This is a genomic window from Roseateles sp. P5_E1 (genome assembly GCF_054049335.1).
Genome location: NZ_JBFUMN010000054.1, coordinates 18,235 through 35,185, shown reverse-complemented (window position 1 = coordinate 35,185; position 16,951 = coordinate 18,235). Strand labels below are relative to the sequence as shown.

Here is a 16,951-nt window from a genome sequence, read left to right as displayed (position 1 = left end):
CGCACCGCCAGGCCGCGGCCCTGTTCGGCCTGGCGCTGCGCCGCGCCGCACAACTGCCTGCCGTGCAGGTCGAGCCGCTGGCGCGCGCCCAGGCGATCGAATGCCTGCTGACCGGTCAGGTCGAGGAGGCCGCGCAGGCCGCAGCCCTGGCGCTGAGCCTGGCCGGCGCGCGGCCGCTGGCCCGGGCCGAGCACTTGAGCCTGCTGGCGCGCATCGAATGGACGCGCGGCCGCGCCAGCGCCGGCCTGGCCCATGCCGAGGCCGCGATCGCCCTGCTGCACGAGCACGCCCCCGACAGCCCGGCCCTGGCCCACGCGCTGGCCAACCACGCCCAGCTGCATCTGCTGGACGACGACACCGGCGCGGCGCTGGCGGGTGCCGCCCAGGCCCTGGCCTTGTTCGGCCGCCTCGGCGACCCGGCGGGCGCCCTCGGCGCGCGTATCACGCTGGCCTCGGCGCGGCTGGGCGGGCCGGATGAGGGGCTGGGCACGGTCGAGCTGCACGCCGCGCTCGAACAGGCGCTGGCCGATGGTCGGGAGGAACTGGCCGCGCGCGCCTGGACCAACCTCGCCTCGGCCGCACTGGTCGCGTCGCGCTACGACAATCTGGAGCGCCTGTGCACGGCCGGGCTGGCGTATTGCGAGGCGCGCGACCTGGACCTGTTCGCCGTGCCGCTGCGCGTGCGCCAGGCTTGCGGCGACATCGCGCGCGGCGACTGGGCGGCCGGCGAGGCGGGCCTGCGCCAGCTCCAGGCCCGCCCTGACCTGAACGAGCTGCAACGCGAGCAGGTCGGCCATCTGCTTGCGCTGCAGGCGGCCCGCCGAGGGGAACCGGGTGCGCTGGCCTACTGGCAGGAGCTGGCCAGTGGACGGCGGCAGCTGGCGGTGTCACCCTGGTTCATGTCGGTGGATGTGCAGCAGGTGGAACTCTCGACCTTGTCGGGCCCGGCGGGGCGGGCGCGGCAGCTGGCGGAGGAAGCGTTGGCCAGAGCGACCACGCGGCTGGGGCCGTGGCGGCGGGCGCAGGTCCAGGTGTGGCTTGCGCGCCTGGGCCAGCCGCAGGCCGTCGCCGCCGACGCGCCCGCGGCCTGCGCGCTGGAGGCTAGCGGCCGGCATCGCGCCGCCAGCCAGGCCTGGGGCGAGGTGGGCTGCCCCTACCAGCAGGCCCTGGCGCTGCTGTGGGGCGATGCCGACGCCATCGCCGATGGACTGCAGCGCCTTCAAGGGCTGGGCGCCGGGCTGGCCGCGCAGTACGCGCGCCGGCGCCTGCGGCGCGTGGGCGTGAGCGGCGTGGGGCGTGGCCGCTACGGCCATGCCCGGCAGGACCCGCTGGGCCTGACCGGACGCGAACGCGAGATCCTGGAGCTGCTCGTGCAGGGCCACAGCAACCGCGCCATCGCAGCCACGCTGCACCGCTCCGAGCGCACGGTGGAGAACCATGTCGCCGCCGTGTTCCTGAAGCTCGGGGTGAAGACACGCCAGGACGCCATCCAGCGCGCGAAATCTGAGTAGTGCGCGCCCAAATCCGGGTAACGCCGCCGAGGTGCTCACGCGCCTCGCCCTCTAGCCTTGCATTCAGGGCCACCGGCCCGCACAGCCTTTGCAAGGGAGACCTGTCATGAAGATCCGCACGCTGCTCACCGCTCTCGCCCTGTTCGCCAGCGGCGCCGCCTGGGGCCAGGCTGGCCTTGCCACCGCGAGCGGCACCGCCCGGGGCGATTTCCAGATCGGCTGCAGCACCTGCCCGCATTTCCAGCTCGGCCTCACCGGCAACCCGGTGCAAAGCCAGAGCGGCCCGCTGGCCGCCCAGGTGGACTACCTCGGCCAGCCTGTGGGCGACCCCAACACGGCGGGCTACAGCCTGGGCGGCGGCGTGGAGTACCACGCCAGCGCCGCCTTGCAGGGCGCCCTGGCCACACCGCTGCTGGGCGCCTATGCGCGGGCCGACAACGAGCCCGTCGTCATCCTCGCCGACCCGGCGCAACTGGAGATCGGCATCGACCTCTATGCCGCCAGCGCCGTCGCGCGCACCCAGCAGACCTACCACTACCTCGGCGCCAGCACGACGACCTACCACTTCGACTTCCATGTCGACGGCACGCTCAGCAGCACCCGGGCCAGCGCCTTCGGGTCGGCGGCCATCTACACCGGCCAGGACCCGTCCTTCGAGGTCGGCCTGATCGACTTCGGCTACAGCAGCCACAGCGGCGTCGGGCTGCTCTACAACCCGCAAGCCTTCGGCGGTGATTTCTCGGTCAGCATCACGGTGGACCCCGGCGCGAGCTTCGTCCTCATCAGCCAGCTCAGCGCCAGCGTGCAGATGACCTACGACACGACCGATGTGCTGGCCGACGCCTCGCACACGCTGCGCCTGACGGCCATCACCGGTGGCGACCCCAGCCTGCTGGTGACTGCCGTGCCCGAGCCGGCGACGGCGCTGCTGTTGTCGCTGGGCTTGATCGCGTTGCTGCGCTTGAGGCGGGGGCGCCGCTGAGGGACTAAGGTGCCGCGCCGATGTCCAGGCCGCGCGGCTGCTTGTAGCGGTGGTAGCCCCACAGATACTGCCCCGGCGCGCGGCGGATCAGGCTCTCCATGGCCCCGTTGACGAGCGCTGCGGCAGCCTCGTTGCTCGCCTCGGCAGGGATGGCCGGCGCGGGCAGCACGTGCACGACGAAGCCCTCACCGCCGGGCAGGCGCTCACCCCAGATCAGCAGCAGGGACGCGCCCGTCTGCTGCACCAGGCGGGCGGCCAGCGTCATCGTGTAGGCCGGCTTGCCGAAGAAAGGCGCCCACACGCCCAGGCCATCGGGTGGCACCTGGTCGGGCAGCAGGCCGATGACCTCGCCCTTGCGCAGCGCGCGGATCATCTGGCGCACGCCGGCCAGCGACGCCGGCGCCGTGGCCAGCCCGGGCCGCTCGCGTGAGCCGGCCATCACCTCGCGTAGCGAGGCCTGCCGCGCCGGGCGGTACAGCACGGTGATGGGTGACTCGGGCGTCGTGAAGCGCTCGGCGATGGCCTGGGCGCAGATCTCGAAGCAGCCCATGTGGGGCGTCAGCATGACCAGGCCGCGTTTCTCGGCCAGGGCGGCCGTGATCAGCTCGCCGCCCTCCCATTGCAGCTTGTCGCCCAGCGGCTTGCCGCGGGTAGCCACCCAGAGCCAGGGCAGCTCCGCCGCCATGCGCCCGGCGGCCGCAATCGCGGGCCGCGCCTCGCTCCAGGCGACGCCGGCCTGGGCCACATTGGCTTGGAAACGCCGCCGGTAGGTCCCCGAGGCGAAGTAGACAACCCAACCCAGCAGCGCCCCCAAAGCGTGCAATAGCGCCAGGGGCAGCCGGGACAGCAAGCGAAAGACCCAACCCATATTTCCTATACTTCGCAGATCGCCGAGTTACTGAACTACTTGCGGGGCGATTCACAAATCCCGCTAAAGCGTTCGCCGCACCTCCAGGAGCGACGGCGACGCCGCCAATGAAGCAACCGGAGTTTAAAAGTGGCCAACGATTTCCTCTTCACGTCTGAATCCGTCTCGGAAGGACACCCCGACAAGGTGGCCGACCAGATCTCGGACGCCATCCTGGACGCCATCTTCGAGCAGGACCCGCGCAGCCGCGTGGCCGCCGAGACGCTGTGCAACACCGGCCTGGTGGTTCTCGCCGGCGAGATCACGACCAACGCCCACGTCGACTACATCCAGGTCGCGCGCGACACCATCAAGCGCATCGGCTACGACAACACCGAGTACGGCATCGACTACAAGGGCTGCGCCGTCCTGGTCGCCTACGACAAGCAGTCCAACGACATCGCCCAGGGCGTCGATCATGCGTCCGACGATCACCTCAACACCGGTGCCGGCGACCAGGGCCTGATGTTCGGCTACGCCTGTGACGAGACGCCAGAGCTGATGCCCGCGCCGATCTACTACGCGCACCGCCTCGTCGAGCGCCAGGCCCAGCTGCGCAAGGACGGCCGCCTGCCCTTCCTGCGCCCGGACGCCAAGAGCCAGGTCACGATGCGCTATGTGGACGGCAAGCCGCACAGCATCGACACCGTCGTGCTGTCCACCCAGCACGCGCCCGAGTACTCGCTCGGCGACCGCATGACGGACGAGTTCTACGAAGCCATCCGCGAAGAGCTGATCAAGCCCGTGCTGCCCAAGGAATGGATCAGCGCCGACACCAAGTACCTGATCAACCCGACCGGCCGCTTCGTCATCGGCGGCCCGCAGGGCGACTGCGGCCTGACCGGCCGCAAGATCATCGTCGACACCTACGGCGGCGCCTGCCCGCACGGTGGCGGCGCSTTCTCGGGCAAGGAYCCGTCCAAGGTCGACCGYTCGGCCGCCTAYGCYGCCCGCTACGTSGCCAAGAACGTCGTCGCCGCCGGCCTGGCGCGCCAGTGCCAGATCCAGGTCGCCTACGCCATCGGCGTGGCCCGGCCGATGAACGTGACCGTCTACACCGAAGGCACCGGCGTCATCCCCGACGACCAGATCGCCAAGCTCGTCAACGAGCACTTCGACCTGCGTCCCAAGGGCATCATCCAGATGCTGGACCTGCTGCGCCCGATCTATTCGAAGACGGCTGCGTACGGCCACTTCGGTCGTGAAGAGCCGGAGTTCACGTGGGAACGTGTCGATAAAGCCGCTGCCCTGCGGGCTGCGGCCGGCCTGTAAGGGCCGCCGCGCGCAAGCGCGGTTCGACACGTGGGCGAAGCTCATATCGCATAGCGATGTGAGCAAAGACCAAAGGACGGTGACATCACCTCACCAACACCGCCCTCCAGGCGGTGTTTTCCTTTGCGCCGCCACATCCGTCAACATGTAGAGTCAACGCAACGGCAGGGTGCGCGATCACAGCCGCCCGCCGCGCCATCAACCTGGAGGCGGTGATGAACATGCAATCCATGCGAATCGGGACCCGGCTGGGCCTGGGCTTCGGCCTCGTGCTGCTGCTGCTGGCGGTGGCCCTGGGCGTGAGCTACCGGCAGATCGGCGCCGTCGGCCCTCACATCGACCTGCTGGTGGAACTGCAGCATCGCCAGGACTTCGCCCAGGACTGGCGTACGGCGACCCAGCTCAACGTCACGCGCACCGACGCCGTCGCGCGCGCCGGAGGCTCGGGCCCCGTGGCGGAGTTCTTCTCGCCGATCATCAAGACGACGAGTGCCAGGATCACCGAACTGCAGGAGAGCCTCACCAAGGCGGTGGACACCGAGCGCGACAAGGCCCTGCTCACGGAGATTGCCGACGCCCGCAAGGCCTATGTCGACATCCGCAACCAGGTCTTCGCCCAGCTCAAGGCCGGCGAAGCCGACGCTGCGCTGCAGACGCTGGAAGGCAAGATGCGGCCGGCCTCCGAGGCCTATGTCGCGGCCATCAGCCGCATGGCCGACTTCCAGGGCGAGCGCGTGCGCCTCGAGACCCAGCAGGTCATGGAGGAGGCGCGCCGCACCCAGATGATCATGCTCGTCATCGCCATCGCCTGCCTCAGCGTAGGCATCGCGGCGGCCTGGCTGATCACGCGCTCCGTTGTCGGCCCGCTGCGCGAGGCCATCCACGAAGCCGAGGAGGTGGGGCATGGCGACCTGTCGCGCGACATCCGCAGCGTGGGCAGCGACGAGACCGCGCAGTTGACTCAGGCGCTGGCGCAGATGCAGCAGGCGCTGCGCCATCTCGTCGGCTCGGTGCGCGAGAACGCCAGCGGCGTGGCGACGGCCAGCACCGAGATCTCGCATGGCAGCAACGACCTGTCGGCACGCACCGAGCAGCAGGCCAGCGCCATTCAAGAGACGGCGGCGTCGATGGAGGAGCTGTCGGCCACCGTGAAGCTCAATGCCGACAACGCCGGCGAGGCCGACAAGCTCGCGCATGACGCCAGCCAGGTGGCACGCCAGGGCGGCGAAGTCGTCGGCGAGGCGGTGCAGCGCATGAAAGGCATCGAAGAGAGCTCGCGCAAGATCGGCGACATCATCGGCACCATCGACGCCATCGCCTTCCAGACCAACATCCTGGCGCTGAACGCCGCCGTCGAGGCCGCCCGCGCCGGTGAGCAGGGCCGCGGCTTTGCCGTCGTCGCCAGCGAGGTCCGCATGCTGGCCCAGCGCAGCGCCGACGCCGCCAAGGAGATCAAGGGCCTGATCGGCGACAGCGTCGAGCGCGTCGAGCAGGGCGCCGTGCTGGTGAACAAGGCCGGCGAGACGATGGCGCAAGTCGTGACTGCCATCGGCCGCGTCGCCCAGATCGTGCGCGAGATCAGCTCGGCCAGCCGCGAGCAGAGCACCGGCGTCAGCCAAGTCGGCCAGGCCATCACGCAGATGGACCAGGCGACGCAGCAGAACGCCGCTTTGGTCGAGGAAAGCGCTGCGGCCGCCGAAAGCCTGAAGCAGCAGGCGGACGAGCTGGTGAAGCTCGTGTCGACGTTCCGCGTCTAGAACGAAGAGGGGACATCGGCTCGACGCGCCTTACCGGCAGACATGCGTGTCGGGCGGCTTTCGGCCAGGAGCGGACGCCCACCAGCGGCGGCTTTCGAGTAGGCTATCTTTGCCCCATGACCGTCCGTTGCCTTTGAACAGCCACGTCCTTCAAGCAATACAGACGACTGGGACCTTCGCAACTTCCCTGAACTTAGAGGATGCGCGAAATCTCAAGCTTCGACTTCGGGAGCGGCTAGGAGTCGACGCTTCCGCGAGCACACCGTGGGACGAGACCTATGCTCCCGGCGGGACAAGGAGGCCGGATGGTTGGAAGCTCGTCGCCGATTTTGTCGGAGCAAAGTCGTGTTTGATGTTTTTGAGTGAAGCAGCGTACATCTGGAAGTTCGGGAGCGGCTATGACCTGCTCCGGGTGTTGCTCGAATGCCCCGCGCTTGAGTTTTACGTCTGTGATGAAGATGGCAGCTACTTGTTGTGCAGCAATGATCACGACTTCATCATCGGCTGGGGCACTGCTCGGCCTTGGGTGGAAACCCTGGACGTCGCCAGGGGCCGATGACGTCGCTGTTCGGCCAAAAGCGTTCGTTAGACCTCCCGAAAACACCTATGAACTGGAAGCCAATCTCAGAAGCATCGCTGTGGGACCTTATCAACGCGGGCGAAGCACGGATGAACATCCAGCAGGCGCGGTTGTGGGAAGCTATTCGAATTCAGCCAGCGAAGTGGTCCGAGCCTACGTATGGGAGGGAGGGCGGCGGTTTTTGGGCGGTCGCCGTGATCGGGGGCATGGTCGTTTGGTTCAACGATATCGAAGACGGATTCAATCGTTCGCGGTACACGTCGTTCGGGAAAATTGACGAGTACCTCTGCAATCAGGATGAGCTCGAGATGGCAATCCAGCAGGTCTGCAACATGCTTGAGACCGGCGTAGATTCGGCTTCCCGCTGCGGTCCGCCGAAGGCTGGTGAATACCTGCCGGGGGCATAGTCAATTCCCCTATGAGCCCATCAGGGCACTCGATGCAGATCGAACTTTTGAGTCCGTCGCTGGGCGGCGCGAAAGGCAGGTTTGCGGCGCCCAATTGAGCATGGCGAATGTCGCAAATGGGTCGACACCCGTCATCGGCTGACCCGCTGCACCCACAGCAAGCTCACTCGACCACCTACCCGCTCACCCCTCTCAGCGCATCGTCCAGCACCTCGACCCAGTGCCGCACCGGGTGGGTCGTGCCGCTTTGCAGATGCTGGATGCAGCCGATGTTGGCCGACACGATCTGCTCGGCCTGCAAGGGCGCCAGCGCTGCCAGCTTGCGGTCGCGCAGCTGCTTGGACAGCTCGGGCTGCAGCACCGAATAGGTCCCGGCCGAGCCGCAGCAGAGGTGGCTGTCGGTCGGCGCGCAGTCAATGCGGAAACCGAGGTCGCGCAGCGCGCCTTCAACGCCGCCCTTGAGCTTCTGGCCATGCTGCAGCGTGCAGGGCGGGTGGTAGGCCAGCGAGCCGGGTTTGGCCTTGAGCCGCGCCTTCAGCGTGGGCACCAGCTCGGGCAGCAGCTCGCTGAGGTCCCTGGTCATCTCGCTGACGCGCCGGGCCTTGTCGGCATAGGCCGGGTCATGGGCCAACAGGTGCGCATAGTCCTTGACCATGACGCCGCAGCCCGAGGCATTCATGACCAGGGCCTCGACGCGCTCGCCCAGACCCGAGACCAGCGGCCACCAGGCGTCGATGTTGCGGCGCATGTCGTTCAGCGCCGCTTCATGGTCGCCGAGGTGCTCGCGGATGGCGCCGCAGCAACCGGCGCCATCGGCCACCACGGTCTGAATGCCCGCCGCGTCCAGCACCCGCGCCGTCGCGCTGTTGATGTTGGGCGCCATGGCCGGCTGCACGCAGCCCAGCAGCAACGCGACCTTGCGGTTGAGCTGGCGCGTCGGCCAGTCGTGCGCCGTGGCCGGCGGCCTGGCCGGCACCTTGTCCTTCAGCGACGCCGGCACCAGCGGCCGGAACATCTGGCCCAGCTTCATCGCCGGCTTGAACAGCGGCGAGGTCAGCCCCTCCTTCAGCAGCCAGCGCACACGCTTCTCGCCGCTGGGACGCTCGACCTTGGCATCCACCACGCGCCGGCCGATGTCGACCAGGCGGCCGTATTCGACGCCCGACGGACAGGTCGTCTCGCAGTTGCGGCAGGTCAGGCAGCGGTCCAGATGCAACTGCGTCTCGCGCGTGGGTTCAGCGCCTTCGAGCACCTGCTTGATCAGGTAGATGCGGCCGCGCGGGCCGTCGAGCTCGTCGCCCAGCAGCTGGTAGGTCGGGCAGGTGGCCGTGCAGAAGCCGCAGTGCACGCAGCGCCGCAGGATGGCCTCGGCCTCAGTGCCATCGTGGGTGCCGGCGAATTCGGGAGCGAGGGTGGTCTGCATGCCGTCAGTTGCTGGCAAGACGCTCGGCGCACCAGGCCTGCGTCACATAGGGGAAGGCGATCACGGGTTCGCGCAACGCGGCGAAGCGCTGCGGGAGCGCCCGCAACTTCGCCTCCACAACCTCGCGCTCGGCCCGGGGCAACGCGGCGATGAAGCTCACCGAGGCGATGCGGTCGATGACGACCTGCTCGAACGAGCCCTCATGACTGTGCGCAAACTCCGTCAGCTGCAGCGGCGCGAACAGCGTCTGGCCCTCGAACGGACACTTCCACTGCCCGGTGTAGTAGCGCGGCGCATCGCCTTCGTAGGGCGTGATGATCTCGGTGATGGCCGCGGCCCAGTCGCAGGATTCGTCCCGCACATTCCAGACCAGCCCCAGCCGACCGCCGAGCTTCAGCACACGGTGCATCTCACGCAGCGCCTGTTCGTTGGCAAACCAGTGGAAGGCCTGGGCGCAGACCAGCACGTCGGCCTCGCCGTCTGCCAAGGGCATGGTCTCGGCAGTGCCGGCGAGCGCCCTCACGCTGGGCAGGCTCTCCGACAGCTTCTCGCGCATCGCATCGACCGGCTCCACCGCCGTCACGGCCGCTCCGGTGCGAGCCAGCAGCTTCGTGAACTTACCCGTGCCCGCGCCCAGATCAACAACCCGGGCGCCCTCACGCACGCTGAGCGTCGTGTCCAGCCAGGTGGCCAGCGCAAGTGGGTACTCCGGCCGACCGCGCTGATAGCTGTCGGGGGCGTTGGTGTAGCCGCGCTGGGCGGCGTCATGGATGGGCTGGATCATCAAAGCCCGGCGTAGAGCCGCCCCGGGTTGAACACGCCATGCGGGTCGAAGGAGGCCTTGAGCCGCTTGTGGATGGCCGCCAACGGCGCGCTCAGCGGCGCGAACACGCCCACGCCCTTGTCCTGGGCGCGGAACAGCGTCGCATGCCCGCCCACAGCTGCTGCGGCATCACGCACGCCGGCAGGCGGCATGGGCGTGACGACCCAGCGTTGCGCGCCGCCCCATTCGATGAGCTGCTCGCCATGCAACTTGAGCTCGGGCGTCGCACTCGGCAGGGACAGCCGCCAAAGCCGCGCGCCGCCCGCCACCGCACGCTCGGCGCCGATGAAGAACTCGTCGCTGTGGTCACGCAGGCCGGTCCAGAAGGGCTGGGCCATGTCGCCCGGAATGACATCGCCGCCCAACTTGCGTGCCGCGGCCTCAACGGCCGCGTTCGCGCCGGCCAGTCGCACGAGCAAGGCACCGTCCCACCAGGCACTGGCCTCGATGGGCAGGGGCTCACCGCCCCAGCGGTTGATCGCCATCAAGGCAGCGGACTGGTCGAAATCGAAGCGCAATGTTGCCGTGGCGGCCGGCAGGGGCAGCACCTTCAAGGTCACCTCGGTAATCAACCCCAGCACGCCCAGCGACCCCGCCAGCGCGCGGCTGACATCGAAGCCGGCCACGTTCTTCATGACCGTGCCGCCAAAGCTCAGCAGCTCGCCCCGGCCATTGATCATCACGGCGCCCAGCAGATGGTCCCGCACCGAGCCCAGCGCCGCCCGCGTCGGCCCCGACAGCCCGGCCGCCACCATGCCGCCCACGGTGCCGCGGCCACCGAAGCGCGGCGGCTCGAAGGCCAGGCGCTGCTGCTGGCGGGCCAGCATGGCCTCGACATCGGCCAACGGCGTGCCGGCCAGCGCGCTGATGAAGAGCTCGCTGGGCTCGTAGGCGGTGATGCCATTCATCTCCAGGGTGGACAGCAGCTCGCCGTGCGGCGCCTCGCCATAGAAATCCTTGCTGCCATGGCCCTGGATGCGCAGCGGCTCGCGCGCATTACGCAATCGGGTCTGCAGGTCTGCAAAGCTCAAAACCGCTCCAGTTCCGGGAAGGCCAACAGGCCGCGCTTCACATGCATGCGTCCGTATTCGGCGCAGCGGCTCAGGGACGGGATCTGCTTGCCCGGGTTCAGCGTGCCGGCAGGGTCGAAGGCGCGCTTCAACGCCAGCATCTGCTCGCGCTCCTCGGTGCTGAACTGCACGCACATGGAGTTCAGTTTTTCGACGCCGACACCATGCTCGCCGGTCACCGTGCCGCCCAGGGCCACGCTGCGCTCCAGGATCTCGGCACCGAAAGCTTCGCAGCGGTGCAGCTGGTCGGGGTCGTTGGCGTCGAACAGGATCAGCGGGTGCAGRTTGCCGTCGCCGGCATGGAASACGTTGGCGCAGCGCAGGCCGTATTTCTTTTCCATCTGCTGGATGTCGAGCAGGATGGTGGCCAGGTGCTTGCGCGGGATGGTGGAGTCCATGCACATGTAATCGGGGCTGATGCGGCCCGATGCCGGGAAGGCGTTCTTGCGGCCGCTCCAGAACTTGAGCCGTTGGGCCTCGTCGGCGCTGACCTGGCAGCGCGTCGCACCGCTGGCCTGCAGCACGGCTTCCATGCGTGCAACCTCCTCGGCCACTTCCTCGGGCGTACCGTCGCTTTCGCACAGCAGGATGGCCTCGGCATCCAGGTCGTAGCCGGCATGCACGAAGTCCTCGACGGCAGCCGTCATCGGCTTGTCCATCATCTCCAGGCCCGCCGGGATGATGCCGGCCGCGATGATGGCCGCGACCGCGTCGCCGGCTTTGCGCACGTCGTCGAAGCTGGCCATGATGCAGCGCGCAAGCATGGGCTTGGGCACCAGCTTGACGGTGACTTCGGTGATGACGGCCAGCATGCCTTCGCTGCCGATGACGAGGGCCAGCAAGTCCAGGCCCGCCGCATCCAGCGCCTCGCTGCCGAACTCGACGGGCTCGCCCTCGGCGGTGAAGCCGCGCAGGCGCAGCACGTTGTGCAGCGTCAAGCCGTACTTCAGGCAGTGCACGCCGCCACTGTTCTCGGCGATGTTGCCGCCAATCGTGCAGGCGATCTGGCTGCTGGGGTCGGGCGCGTAATACAGGCCGTGAGTCGCCGCGGCTTCGCTGATGGCGAGGTTGCGCACGCCGCATTGCACGCGGGCCGTGCGTGACAGCGGATCCAGCGACAGGATGCGGTTGAACTTGGCCAGGGCCAACGTCAGGCCGGCCTCGTGCGGCATCGCGCCGCCCGACAGGCCCGTGCCCGCGCCGCGCGCGACGACCGGAACACCGAGACGATGGCAGGCCTTCAGCACAGCCGCCACTTGGGCCTCGGTCTCCGGCAGGGCCACGGCCAACGGGCGCTGGCGGTAGGCGGTCAGGCCATCGCATTCATAGGGCGTGGTCTGCTCGGCCTGGTGCAGCAGGGCATGGGCCGGCAGCAACGGTGCCAGGGCCGCGATGAGTGCGGCACGGCGGGCGGCGAGGTCGACGGGGGCGTTCATGTCGGGCCCACTTTAGTTGCCCATTCCGAATTCGCGACACCCGCAATGCATTGAAGTTGCGGGCCGAGCGCCGGGCCGCTCCCTAGCCGGCACGCGCTGGCGATGTGCTTGCCGGTCAATCCGGCAAGCATCGCCGTCCCCCCGGGGGCTGAGGTCGGACAGGGCAAGTCCTGAGGACTTGCCGTGCCTGCCGAAGAGCAGCCGCTCTGTCGGCTGCGCGGTCTGCAAGACCGACCAGACTCGCTCGCGTTCAGCGACGCGAGGTTGGGCGAGGGGCAGTTCATCTCAGCCTTCGATGACGAGCCAGTAGGCCGGCTTGTGCAAGGGCGTCTCGGGCGGCAGCAACGGATTCTTCAGCAACAGCTGGCGCCGGCGGGCCAGGTGGTGGCGGCGCAGCAGGTCGCCGAAATACTGCTGGAAGAGGCGCGCGAGGCTGCCGTCGCTGGCCGCGGCCTCCATGCCGCGCTGCAACTCGGCCGCCAGTCGTGGCCGATCCGGGCGCACGAAGAGGTAGGAAGCCGCCGGATAGCGCAGCAGCACATGCGGCTCGATGACGAGGTCATGGGCCGCCGGCGTGGTCGCCTCGTCGTCGATCTCGAAGACGGCGCGCGGGAAGTAGTCGATGCGGCGCATGCGCAGCATGTCGAACAGCGCCTCGTAGCGGCTGATGCCCTGCACCGGCAGGCCGTTGGCACGCAGGATGGCGGTGTCGGGCCAGTCCTGGCCCTGGCCGGCGACGTAGCGGGAGAGTTCGTTGAGGTCGTGCAGGTCGCGCCAGCGATCCACGTCCTCGGGGCGGACGAAGGCAACGCGGCAACCGATGAGGCCGCGGTCCATGGGAACGCGCACCGGCAGCAGCCGGGCCTCGCGCTCGATGCTGGTCATGGTCCAGCACAGATCGATCCGCCCGCTGCGGTCGGCCAGTTCGCGCACGACGCGCGCCTGCGTCATCGGCACGGGCGACTCCATCAACTCATAGTCGGCACCGCTGCGCGTGATGGCGAGCTTGATGACGGCCTGCATGTAGTGCCACTGCGGCACGCGGCCGGGTTCGTGCTGGGGATAGACCAGCGGTGCGGGCCGCGCGGGCGCCTCGGTGGCGCAGGCAGCCGCGAACATGCCCAGCAGCGGCCGGCGCCTCATCACCCTCCCGTCGCGCCGGTTCGCCTTCGCCTCAAGGCTTGCGGCGCGCGCTGCTGCGTGGCTTGGCCGCCTTCGCGGCGGCGGTCTTCGCGGCCGGCTTGGGCGCGGCGCCGGACGCCAGGCCCTTGGCGACGCCACCCACCACCGCCCCGGGCACGCTGGCCGCGCGCTTCAGCGTTTCGCTGGCGGCGTCGAAGCTCTGCTTGACGAGGTTGCCGGCGAGGTTCTTGGCCGCATCGGTCGCGGTGTCCTTCATGGCCGAGGTGGCCAGCTGCGTGAACTGCTGGCTCAGCGCCGTCCACCACTGCGTCGGGTCGACGACGGCGGCCGGGTTGTCGGCCACGGCCTTGGCCGCATCGCCGGCCGTCTTCACGGTCTTGGCGGCGACCTTGCTAGCGGTATTGGCCGTCTTGGTCACCGTCTGAGCCGCAGCCTGGGCCACCGGCGCCGCGGCGGCCAGGATTTCGGGTGGGATGCCGGGCCAGGAGGTGCCGTCGCCACCGGTGGGCAGCTTGAGGCTGTCGCGCAAGTCGGCCAGCGGCACGTTCATCGACTTCAGCGTCGACAGCGTCATGCGCTGCACCTCCAGCGCCTGGATGGTGGCGGCCAGCATGCGGGCGTTCTGCTCCAGCCAGAACTGCACCGTGCGCAGCTCCTCGATGCGCTTGGAGAGCTCCTCCGGGTTGAGCGTCGGCGCCACCCATTGGCCGATGCCGGGCAGGGCCGAGCCCGCGTTCTTGACGAGGCCCTGCAGGAACTCGAAACCGGGCACGAACTTGGTGAAGCTGTTGTCGCTCATGTCTTGTCTCCTGTAAGGGCACTTCCATCCTACTTGCTGGGCAGCAGGGCTTCGACAATAAAACCCTGCTCGGCCAGCAGCTTGGGCAGGGCCCGCGGGCCGCTCATGTGCAGCGCGCCCACGGCCACCAGCAGGCGCTGGCCGGCGCCATGCAAGGCCGCGATGCGCTCGGCCAGCGGGCCGTTGCGATCGTCGTTGACTCGCCTGAACCAAGCGCGTTCGGCCGGGCTGTCGGCGCAGGCGCACCAGCGCGGATAGTTCGCCAACGTCCCCAGGTCACCGCGCGACCAGGCGCTGCTGAGCCGGCGCAGCGGCTCGCGCRTCTGGCCGCCGCGCAACTGGCGCAGGGTGCCGTCGACGATGGCGGGCAGCTCGGCCGCCGCAGGCTCCAGCGCCTGCAGCTGCTCCTCGACGCTCTCCAGCGACTGCACCGGCCGGCCCTCGCTCCTGGCGCGCGCCAGCAGCATGGCGTCCTGGCCAAAACCGGCATCAAAGCCATCGCGGCGCGCCTCCATCAGCGACAGCATGCTGAGCTGCAACATGACCGGCAGCGCGCTCAGGGCACCAGGCGACAGGCAGGCGGCGCGGGCCTGGGTGTCCAGGCGCTGGGCCAGAGCCGGCGGCAGGGGTGCGGCTTTGGGCATGGCGGCCAGCACCGCACCGACGTCGGCGGGGTCGAGCTCCACGGCCAGCACCTCGGTCTGCGCCCAGGCCGCGCGCAGGGCCGGCCCGGCATAGGCCCAGTCGGCCTTGCCGACATGCAGGCTGCCGAACAGATAGCTGCTGTGGCCGCCACGGCTGATGCGCCACAGCAGGCCGCGGTCCGACGCCTTGGCGGCCCAGGTGGCGGCCTGCTCGGCACTCGGCAGGGCCGGCGCCGGCGGGCAGGCGGCATGGGCGCTGCCGACGAGGAAGGCCAAAAGGAGGGCGCGGATCATGGGCGGGGTTCGATGCGGAGTTCACCAGGCTTCTGGCTGAAATGCAGGCGACCGAGCACGTCCATGCCCAGCAGCGGAGCGGCGAGGTCGGGCAGCACGGTGACCATCAACTTGTCGGCGCGCACGCCGCCTTCCAGCGCAACGTCGGCCCGCGCAAGAAAGCCGCGCGTGGCGCCGGCCGCGGTATGGGCGCGCACGGCGCCCAGCGGCTTGAGGCCGGCGCGCTCCGCCAACACTTGCGGCAGGGCCGTCGTGGTGGCGCCGGTGTCGACGAGGAAATCCACCTCGATGCCGTCGACCCGGCCGGGCCAGTGGAAGTGGCCGTCGCCCCCGCGCGTCAGCACGATGACCTCGCCGGCAAGCTGGAAGCGGCTGGCCTCGCGCTCGTGCTCCCACAGCTTGAAACCCAGGAAAATGCCCAAGCCGATCAACAGCCAGATCGTCATCAGCTTGAGGGTGTGCGGCAGATCCTGGTGGGACACGAGGGGCGACTGAGGCGAGGGTTTGCGCGGGACCACACGATACCCGGCCCCACCAGAATGCCTTCATGACGCCGCCGCCCGCCCTGCTCATCGCACTGCTGCTCGCCGGTGGCAGCGATGAGCTGGTGTTGAACCGCTTCAACGACCCCTTCGAGGCCGTGTCGGCCGATATCGCCGATTGCCCGGAGCCCCGCGGCCCGCGCATCACGGCCGCCGAGGCCCGCGTGCAAGCTCACCATCGCGCCGAGCGCGGCACCACCTGCTGGCTCAAGGGCGAATGCAGCGAACCCAATGCCTTCCGCTATGACGCGACCATTGCCGGGGCCTTGCGTGCCAAGCTGAACGGCACGGCCGCCCTGCATCCGAGCAGCCTGTGGCTGACCGTGCAGGGCCGGGTCGTTTACCTCGAGGGCTGCGTCGGGCACGCCGAGCAGGCGACCGAATTGGAGGCCCAGGCACGCGGGTTGCCGGAGGTGCAGCGAGCCCTGGCCCTGGTGCGGGTCGGCCAGGGCGGCGTCGTGCCCTATCGGCGCATGAATTGACCTGCAAGACCCCAGGCGTGACAACGCCGCCCTGCCTTGTCACGATGGCCCCATGCAACTGCTGAAGCGTCTTGCCACCCTCTTCGCGCTGACGGCCCTGCTGGGCCTGATCGGCTGCTCCAGCCTGACGCTGGCCTATGGGCAGCTGCCACTGCTGGCCGGGCTTTGGGCGGACAACTATCTCGACCTGGACAGCCCGCAGCGCGGTCAGCTCAAGACGCAGCTGCAGGCCTGGCAGGCCTGGCACCGCCGCGAGGAGCTGCCGCAATGGATTGCGCTGGTGGGCCAGGCCCATGCGGCGCTGGACGACGGCGTCACCCAGGACGAACTGCTGGCCCTGGAGCGCGGCGCGCGCGCCAGCGTTGAGCGTTGCCTGCAGCACGCCGCGCCGCTGGCCGCGCCGGTGCTGGCCAGCCTGCGGCCCGAGCAGTGGCAACACCTGGAAAAGAAGATGGCCGAGAAGACGACCGAGTGGCGGGAGAAGCAATCGGGCAAGCGCGGGCCCGACGAGCGCGCCAAGCGCTACACCAGCAACCTCGAACGCTGGCTGGGCGACCTGGACCGCTCGACCCGCAAGCAGGCCGCAGCCGACGCTCGCAGCTGGCATTTCGACCTGCCCGTCATGGCCCAGGCCCGTGCCGCACGCCAGGTGCGGCTGGTGCAGGCCCTGCGCGCCTGGGCGCACCAGGACCTGGCCGCGGGCACCGCCCTGCTGATGCAGGACTCACAGACCCAGCCCACCGAGCAGCCCTATCGCGAGCAGATCGTCGCCAGCCTGCTGAAGCTGCTCAACAGCCTGGATGCCGAGCAGCGGGCCGCCGTCCGCAAGCATTGGGCCGACTGGGCGGCCGAACTGCGCAGCCTGCAGGCGGCCTGAAC

Annotated in this window: 16 protein-coding genes; 7 read left to right on the top strand and 9 right to left on the bottom strand. The window is 69.3% G+C overall.

All coding sequences use genetic code 11. From position 1 onward, the window contains the following. Together ACXJKJ_RS25325 and ACXJKJ_RS25320 are read left to right on the top strand one after the other, a co-directional pair. On the top strand, positions 1 to 1,511 hold a 1,511-nt coding region (locus ACXJKJ_RS25325; RefSeq protein WP_457393448.1), incomplete at its 5' end, for a LuxR C-terminal-related transcriptional regulator. A gap of 106 nt (positions 1,512 to 1,617) precedes the next feature. Further along, a complete protein-coding gene (locus tag ACXJKJ_RS25320; protein ID WP_457393446.1) occupies positions 1,618 to 2,493 on the top strand; it encodes a PEP-CTERM sorting domain-containing protein in 876 nt (291 codons plus the stop codon). 4 nt (positions 2,494 to 2,497) lie between these two features. Here the strand turns inward: ACXJKJ_RS25320 and ACXJKJ_RS25315 are convergent, their stop codons facing one another. Continuing rightward, positions 2,498 to 3,361: a lysophospholipid acyltransferase family protein gene (locus tag ACXJKJ_RS25315; protein WP_056205353.1), complete on the bottom strand. Its 864-nt coding sequence runs from the start codon at positions 3,359 to 3,361 to the stop codon at positions 2,498 to 2,500. Positions 3,362 to 3,490: 129 nt separating this feature from the next. On the opposite strand from ACXJKJ_RS25315, the gene metK reads away from it, so the two are divergent. The 3 genes from metK (at position 3,491) to ACXJKJ_RS25300 (ending at position 7,416) form a co-directional block, all read left to right on the top strand. Beyond that, a complete protein-coding gene (gene metK, locus ACXJKJ_RS25310) occupies positions 3,491 to 4,672 on the top strand; it encodes a methionine adenosyltransferase (protein ID WP_457350425.1) in 1,182 nt (393 codons plus the stop codon). A 215-nt stretch (positions 4,673 to 4,887) separates the two neighbouring features. Beyond that, positions 4,888 to 6,429, top strand: coding sequence for a methyl-accepting chemotaxis protein (locus ACXJKJ_RS25305; protein ID WP_457350427.1), 1,542 nt, complete (start codon positions 4,888 to 4,890; stop codon positions 6,427 to 6,429). Positions 6,430 to 6,984: 555 nt separating this feature from the next. Further along, positions 6,985 to 7,416, top strand: a complete 432-nt coding sequence (locus ACXJKJ_RS25300; protein WP_457393444.1) for a hypothetical protein — start codon at positions 6,985 to 6,987, stop codon at positions 7,414 to 7,416. A 175-nt stretch (positions 7,417 to 7,591) separates the two neighbouring features. On the opposite strand, the gene glcF is transcribed toward ACXJKJ_RS25300, so the two are convergent. The 8 genes from glcF to ACXJKJ_RS25260 all read right to left on the bottom strand — a co-directional run bounded on the left by glcF (position 7,592) and on the right by ACXJKJ_RS25260 (position 15,530). Then, on the bottom strand, positions 7,592 to 8,839 hold the full coding sequence (gene glcF, locus ACXJKJ_RS25295; protein ID WP_457393442.1) for a glycolate oxidase subunit GlcF: 1,248 nt from the start codon (positions 8,837 to 8,839) through the stop codon (positions 7,592 to 7,594). A gap of 4 nt (positions 8,840 to 8,843) precedes the next feature. Beyond that, entirely contained in the window at positions 8,844 to 9,620 is a 777-nt protein-coding gene (locus ACXJKJ_RS25290; protein WP_457393450.1) for a class I SAM-dependent methyltransferase, read from the bottom strand. Positions 9,621 to 9,622: 2 nt separating this feature from the next. Then, entirely contained in the window at positions 9,623 to 10,693 is a 1,071-nt protein-coding gene (gene glcE, locus ACXJKJ_RS25285) for a glycolate oxidase subunit GlcE (protein ID WP_457350437.1), read from the bottom strand. Then, the gene (locus ACXJKJ_RS25280; protein ID WP_457393440.1) at positions 10,690 to 12,168 is read right to left on the bottom strand and encodes an FAD-linked oxidase C-terminal domain-containing protein; all 1,479 of its coding nucleotides are present in this window, start codon (positions 12,166 to 12,168) and stop codon (positions 10,690 to 10,692) included. The genes glcE and ACXJKJ_RS25280 overlap by 4 nt, the downstream gene beginning before the upstream one ends. Positions 12,169 to 12,453: 285 nt before the next feature. Continuing rightward, positions 12,454 to 13,311 carry a substrate-binding periplasmic protein gene (locus ACXJKJ_RS25275; protein WP_457393438.1) on the bottom strand — a complete coding sequence of 286 codons (858 nt, stop codon included), beginning with the start codon at positions 13,309 to 13,311 and terminating at the stop codon, positions 12,454 to 12,456. 31 nt (positions 13,312 to 13,342) lie between these two features. After that, positions 13,343 to 14,110: a PhaM family polyhydroxyalkanoate granule multifunctional regulatory protein gene (locus tag ACXJKJ_RS25270; RefSeq protein WP_056205372.1), complete on the bottom strand. Its 768-nt coding sequence runs from the start codon at positions 14,108 to 14,110 to the stop codon at positions 13,343 to 13,345. A gap of 29 nt (positions 14,111 to 14,139) precedes the next feature. Then, positions 14,140 to 15,048 (bottom strand): TraB/GumN family protein, encoded by a 909-nt coding sequence (locus ACXJKJ_RS25265; RefSeq protein WP_457393436.1) that lies wholly within the window; start codon positions 15,046 to 15,048, stop codon positions 14,140 to 14,142. Continuing rightward, entirely contained in the window at positions 15,045 to 15,530 is a 486-nt protein-coding gene (locus ACXJKJ_RS25260; protein ID WP_457393434.1) for a retropepsin-like aspartic protease family protein, read from the bottom strand. The genes ACXJKJ_RS25265 and ACXJKJ_RS25260 overlap by 4 nt, the downstream gene beginning before the upstream one ends. 65 nt (positions 15,531 to 15,595) lie before the next feature. On the opposite strand from ACXJKJ_RS25260, the gene ACXJKJ_RS25255 reads away from it, so the two are divergent. Both ACXJKJ_RS25255 and ACXJKJ_RS25250 read left to right on the top strand, forming a co-directional pair. Then, positions 15,596 to 16,072, top strand: a complete 477-nt coding sequence (locus tag ACXJKJ_RS25255; protein WP_457393432.1) for a BON domain-containing protein — start codon at positions 15,596 to 15,598, stop codon at positions 16,070 to 16,072. 52 nt (positions 16,073 to 16,124) lie between these two features. After that, positions 16,125 to 16,949 carry a DUF6279 family lipoprotein gene (locus ACXJKJ_RS25250; protein WP_457393430.1) on the top strand — a complete coding sequence of 275 codons (825 nt, stop codon included), beginning with the start codon at positions 16,125 to 16,127 and terminating at the stop codon, positions 16,947 to 16,949. Positions 16,950 to 16,951 lie beyond the last annotated feature (2 nt).